This is a genomic window from Exiguobacterium mexicanum (assembly GCF_005960665.1).
Taxonomy (GTDB): Bacteria; Bacillota; Bacilli; order Exiguobacteriales; family Exiguobacteriaceae; genus Exiguobacterium; species Exiguobacterium mexicanum_A.
Genome location: NZ_CP040676.1, coordinates 2,283,954 through 2,290,000 on the forward strand (window position 1 = coordinate 2,283,954; position 6,047 = coordinate 2,290,000).

Genomic DNA, 6,047 nt, shown 5'->3' on the forward strand with positions numbered 1-6,047 from the left:
AACGATCACAAACCACAGCGTTCAAAAATGACATCGACACGGCGCACGTGATGGCTCGGGTCGAATAGGTCGTCGAGCTCGTCACTCGTAAAGAGCGCGCCCATCTCGGCGTCTCGTTCAATCAAAGTGCGGAACATCGTCTCTTCTTCCCACGCCTGCATCGCCTTCGGTTGAACGGCGTCATACGCCGCTTCGCGCGACCATCCTTTTTCGATCAAGGCGAGCAAGATGCGTTGGGAGAAGATGATGCCAAACGTCCGATCCATGTTCCGACGCATATTGTCCGGGAAGACCGTCAAGTTCTTCACGATATTGCTAAAGCGGTTCAACATGTAGTTGAGGAGACTCGTCGCATCCGGAAGAATGATCCGTTCGGCTGAAGAGTGTGAGATGTCACGTTCATGCCAGAGTGGGACGTTCTCATACGCCGTCACCATATGACCGCGAATGACACGGGCCAGGCCGGTCATGTTCTCTGAACCGATTGGGTTGCGTTTATGCGGCATCGCTGACGACCCTTTTTGTCCTTTGGCGAAGAATTCTTCGACCTCACGTGTCTCTGTCTTTTGGAGGCCGCGAATCTCTGTCGCCATCTTCTCGATTGATGTGGCAATCAATGCGAGTGTCGACATGTATTCGGCGTGACGGTCACGTTGTAACGTCTGTGTCGAAATCGGTGCCGCTTGAATCCCTAATTTGTCACATACATACGACTCGATGAACGGATCGATGTTTGCGAACGTGCCGACCGCACCACTCATCTTGCCGAACTCAATCGTCTCACGGGCTGCCATGAACCGCTTCTTGTTGCGCTTCATTTCTTCGTACCAAAGGGCGAGTTTCAATCCGAACGTCGTCGGTTCTGCGTGAACACCGTGTGTACGGCCCATCATGATGTCATACTTATGTGCTTTCGCTTTCTCAGCGAGGATCTCGATGAAGCGGTCGATGTCAGCTTCTAAAATATCGTTTGCTTGCTTAATCAAGTACGATAAGGCCGTATCGACGACGTCTGTCGAAGTCAGTCCGTAATGCACCCACTTCTTCTCTTCTCCAAGCGTCTCTGAGACGGCACGCGTGAAGGCGATAACGTCATGGCGCGTCTCTTGCTCGATCTCCAAGATGCGTTCGACATCAAACGATGCTTTGTCCCACAGGACCGCGACATCTTCTTTTGGAATGACGCCTAGCTCGCTCCACGCCTCACATGCGTAAAGTTCTACTTGAAGCCATGCCTCAAATTTGTTTTGGTCTGTCCAAATCGCCGCCATCTCGGGACGGGTATAACGTGAAATCATAAAACGGTCTCCTTCCAGATTGCCAATTGTTCGATGGTCTGAAGCGCTTCTTCGACGGAATCGGCGAGCACGTTCAAGTGCCCCATCTTCCGACCAGTCTTCGCTTCCTCTTTTCCATACAAATGTAGTTTAACATTCGACGGTAACGTTTGCGGATTCAGCTCATCCATATGTTCGCCTAACAGGTTAACCATCACGACCGGGGTGTGGAGTGTCGTACGACCGAGCTTCATACCAGTGATTGCCCGTACATGTTGCTCGAACTGGGACGTCTCACAGGCGTCAATCGTGTAATGCCCTGAATTGTGGGGACGGGGAGCAAGTTCATTCACATACAAGGAACCATCCTCCATGATGAACAGTTCAACCGCAAGCGTTCCAATCAATCCGATGTGGTCAGCGAGTTGAAGGGCCAAATGCCGAGCCTCTTCCAAAATGTCTTGTTCCACTCGTGCTGGCACTATCGATAAGTGTAAAATATTTTGATGATGAATATTCTCGCTGATCGGGAACGTTGTCGTCGCGTGAGCCCCTCTCGTTACGATGACCGAAATTTCTTTTTTAAAAGGCAGCCAAGCTTCGGCCACGTACTCCGTCTCTTCGAACTGATTCGTAAATGTGCGAACATCTTGCTCCGTCCGCAAGACCGTTTGGCCTTTTCCGTCATATCCGAATCGGCACGTCTTGATGACGAATGGGAGGCCTAACACGTCTCTCGCTCGAGTGACGTCTCGGAGGGAACGAACTGGAACATATGGAGCGACGTGAAGGCCCGCACCTTCAATCATTTGCTTCTCATAGAGCCGATGCTGTGTCGCCTTTAAGACATCCATCCCTTGCGGACACTTGTCGGCGATAGCTTCAATCATCGCTGTGTCGATATTTTCGAATTCATATGTGATGACGTCTGAACGCTGAGCGAGTTCACGAGCTGCTGTTACGTCGTCAAATGTAGCCACGATGCTTGGCGCGACTTGAGCGGCCGGTGCGTTTGGGTTTGGATCAAGACTTAGCGTTTCGTATCCCATAGCACTCGCGCTGAGTGACATCATCCGACCTAGCTGGCCTCCGCCTAAAATTCCGATTCTCATCAAATCAGCTCCTCTGTCGCTTTGAGTGCCATATCTCGTTTCACTTGGCGGTAAACCTCGAGACGGTCAATCAATTCAGAAGATTGGAGGCTCAAGATTTGCGCCGCGAGAAGACCTGCGTTCGTCGCCCCAGCTCGACCGATGGCGACGGTTGCGACCGGTACACCTGCAGGCATTTGAACAATCGAAAGCAATGAATCAAGTCCGTTTAACGCCTTCGATTGTACTGGTACCCCGATGACGGGTAATGTGGTCTTTGCAGCGACCATACCTGGTAAGTGAGCTGCGCCTCCTGCTCCAGCGATAATGACCTGTATGCCCCTTGCCCGAGCTCCCTCAGCGTAGTCGAACATTAAGTCCGGCGTCCGATGCGCCGAGACAACTTGTTTTTCATATGGAATACTCAACTCTTCAAGGATCTCACAAGCATGGCTCATTGTTTCCCAATCGGAAGAACTACCCATGATCACACCTACTGTTGCCTTCACTTAAATGTCCCCCTTAAAAAAAGAAATCCCTAAACCGAATAACCAGTTTAGGGTATAGACCACGACAAAAAAATGTCGACTATACCCCATAGTCTGATCAGAGTCGGCGATCAGGTAGAAACTTGCGAGCCATTTCCTCGCGATTATATGGAGCACTATTTAATTTGTTCTTAACTCACACGCCTATCGTACCTTGTTCATTCAAAACATGTCAACAAACGGCGAACAATTTAATTGTCTGAATATTTATCGTTCGTCTTTAGGTTCATTAAAACACAAAAAAACCGCCACTCATTCGTGACGGTTTAGCATTATGGTTTGAGAGCAACGCACTCAAATAAAATCGACTGATGGGAATGTACAGGTTCGTCTTTGGTTCCCGTTTGTTCAAAGACAGGCTTCTCAATCCTACGTATCGGGCGATACCCCATTTGATCAATTCGATTTAAACACTCATCGATTGTCTCGTTTGGCTCGACGTATACTTTGATTTTTTTGGCCATCTGTTCTTCCTCTCTTTCATTTGAATCGCGATATAAATAAAAAAAGCGGCGGCCCTTGAGCGAATGCTCCAGAACCACCGTTTGCCTGGCGACGTCCTATCCTCACAGGGGGAGACCCCCAACTACTTTCGGCGCTGAAGCGCTTAACTTCCGTGTTCGGCATGGGAACGGGTGTGACCACTTCGCCATCGCCACCAGACAAGAGAGATCGTTCTCTCAAAACTGAAGACTCATCAATTCATACAAACCTTAGACTAGATCAAAGCCTCGACCGATTAGTATCATTCAGCTCCACACGTCGCCGTGCTTCCACCCATGACCTATCTACCTCATCGTCTCTGAGGGGTCTTTCTTGATTGCTCAAAGGGAAATCTCATCTCGGAGGGGGCTTCATGCTTAGATGCTTTCAGCACTTATCCCGTCCGCACGTAGCTACCCAGCGATGCTCCTGGCGGAACAACTGGTACACCAGCGGTGCGTCCATCCCGGTCCTCTCGTACTAAGGACAGCTCTCCTCAAATTTCCTGCGCCCACGACGGATAGGGACCGAACTGTCTCACGACGTTCTGAACCCAGCTCGCGTACCGCTTTAATGGGCGAACAGCCCAACCCTTGGGACCTACTCCAGCCCCAGGATGCGATGAGCCGACATCGAGGTGCCAAACCTCCCCGTCGATGTGGACTCTTGGGGGAGATCAGCCTGTTATCCCCAGGGTAGCTTTTATCCGTTGAGCGATGGCCCTTCCATGCGGAACCACCGGATCACTAAGCCCGACTTTCGTCCCTGCTCGACTTGTAGGTCTCGCAGTCAAGCTCCCTTCTGCCTTTGCACTCTTCGAATGATTTCCAACCATTCTGAGGGAACCTTTGGGCGCCTCCGTTACTGTTTAGGAGGCGACCGCCCCAGTCAAACTACCCACCTGACACGGTCCTCCAGCCGGATCACGGCTGCGAGTTAGAGACTCTATACGCAAAGGGTGGTATCCCAAGGGTGTCTCCACCGAAGCTGGCGCTCCGGCTTCACAAACTCCCACCTATCCTGTACATCGCGTACAAAGCCTCAATATCAGGCTGTAGTAAAGCTCCATGGGGTCTTTCCGTCCTGTCGCGGGTAACCTGCATCTTCACAGGTACTATGATTTCACCGGGTCTCTCGTTGAGACAGTGCCCAAATCGTTACGCCTTTCGTGCGGGTCGGAACTTACCCGACAAGGAATTTCGCTACCTTAGGACCGTTATAGTTACGGCCGCCGTTTACTGGGGCTTCGGTTCAGTGCTTCTCTTGCGATGACACATCCCCTTAACCTTCCAGCACCGGGCAGGCGTCAGCCCCTATACTTCATCTTGCGATTTAGCAGAGACCTGTGTTTTTGCTAAACAGTCGTTTGGGCCTATTCACTGCGGCTTATGTTGCCATAAGCGTCCCTTCTCCCGAAGTTACGGGACCATTTTGCCGAGTTCCTTAACGAGAGTTATCCCGCGCGTCTTAGAATTCTCATCTCGCCTACCTGTGTCGGTTTACGGTACTGGCGCCGACCTCCTTACTAGAGGCTTTTCTTGGCAGCGTGAAATCCGGTACTTCGCCCTACGGGCTCCACGTCACAGCTCAGCCTTGTGTGTCGGGCGGATTTGCCAACCCGACGGCCTCGCTGCTTGTCCGTGCACTTCCAGTCGCACGGTTACCTTATCCTTCTGCGTCCCCCCATCGTTCAAACGGTGGTACGGCGGTACAGGAATATCAACCTGTTGTCCATCGCCTACGCCTTTCGGCCTCGGCTTAGGTCCAGACTAACCCTGAGCGGACGAGCCTTCCTCAGGAAACCTTGGGCTTTCGACGGAGGGGATTCTCACCCCTCTTTTCGCTACTCACACCGGCATTCTCACTTCCAAGCGCTCCACGGCTCCTCACGATACCGCTTCACTGCTGCTTGGAACGCTCCCCTACCATCCCTTACGGGATCCATAGCTTCGGTGGTATGTTTAGCCCCGTTACATTTTCGGCGCGGCGTCACTCGACTAGTGAGCTATTACGCACTCTTTGAATGATGGCTGCTTCTAAGCCAACATCCTAGTTGTCTGTGCAACGCCACATCCTTTTCCACTTAACATACACTTGGGGACCTTAGCTGATGGTCTGGGCTGTTTCCCTTTCGACTACGGATCTTATCACTCGCAGTCTGACTCCCGAGTACAAGTTGCCGGCATTCGGAGTTTGACTGAATTCGGTAACCCTGTGGGGGCCCCTAGTCCAATCAGTGCTCTACCTCCGGAACTCTTCACCTCGAGGCTAGCCCTAAAGCTATTTCGGGGAGAACCAGCTATCTCCAGGTTCGATTGGCATTTCACCGCTACCCACACCTCATCCCCGCACTTTTCAACGTGCGTGGGTTCGGACCTCCAGTCAGTGTTACCTGACCTTCATCCTGGACATGGGTAGATCACCTGGTTTCGGGTCTACGACGACGGACTGATGCGCCCTATTCAGACTCGCTTTCGCTGCGGCTCCGCCTCATCGGCTTAACCTCGCCCGCCATCGTAACTCGCCGGTTCATTCTACAAAAGGCACGCCATCACCCGTTAACGGGCTCTGACTACTTGTAGGCATACGGTTTCAGGATCTGTTTCACTCCCCTTCCGGGGTGCTTTTCACCTTTCCCTCACGGTACT

4 protein-coding genes, 2 rRNA genes and 1 riboswitch (1 of these 7 only partly in view) are annotated in these 6,047 nt (G+C 51.8%); all 6 genes read right to left on the reverse strand.

Annotation, left to right across the window (positions count from 1 at the left end):
• Window positions 1–5: 5 nt before the first annotated feature.
• A complete protein-coding gene (gene purB, locus FED52_RS12085; protein ID WP_138860028.1) occupies window positions 6–1,298 on the reverse strand; it encodes an adenylosuccinate lyase in 1,293 nt (430 codons plus the stop codon).
• Complete coding sequence (gene purK / locus FED52_RS12090) at window positions 1,295–2,389, reverse strand: 5-(carboxyamino)imidazole ribonucleotide synthase (protein ID WP_205729342.1); 1,095 nt, start codon at window positions 2,387–2,389, stop codon at window positions 1,295–1,297. The genes purB and purK overlap by 4 nt, the downstream gene beginning before the upstream one ends.
• Window positions 2,389–2,877: a 5-(carboxyamino)imidazole ribonucleotide mutase gene (gene purE / locus FED52_RS12095; protein WP_138860030.1), complete on the reverse strand. Its 489-nt coding sequence runs from the start codon at window positions 2,875–2,877 to the stop codon at window positions 2,389–2,391. Before purE ends, purK begins: the two co-directional genes overlap by 1 nt.
• Window positions 2,878–2,946: 69 nt before the next feature.
• Window positions 2,947–3,048, reverse strand: a riboswitch (purine riboswitch).
• A gap of 140 nt (window positions 3,049–3,188) precedes the next feature.
• A complete protein-coding gene (locus FED52_RS12100; RefSeq protein WP_138860031.1) occupies window positions 3,189–3,380 on the reverse strand; it encodes an NETI motif-containing protein in 192 nt (63 codons plus the stop codon).
• A gap of 83 nt (window positions 3,381–3,463) precedes the next feature.
• Window positions 3,464–3,579 (reverse strand): 5S ribosomal RNA (rrf, locus tag FED52_RS12105).
• A gap of 56 nt (window positions 3,580–3,635) precedes the next feature.
• Window positions 3,636–6,047 (reverse strand): 23S ribosomal RNA (locus FED52_RS12110) (it continues 502 nt past the right edge of the window).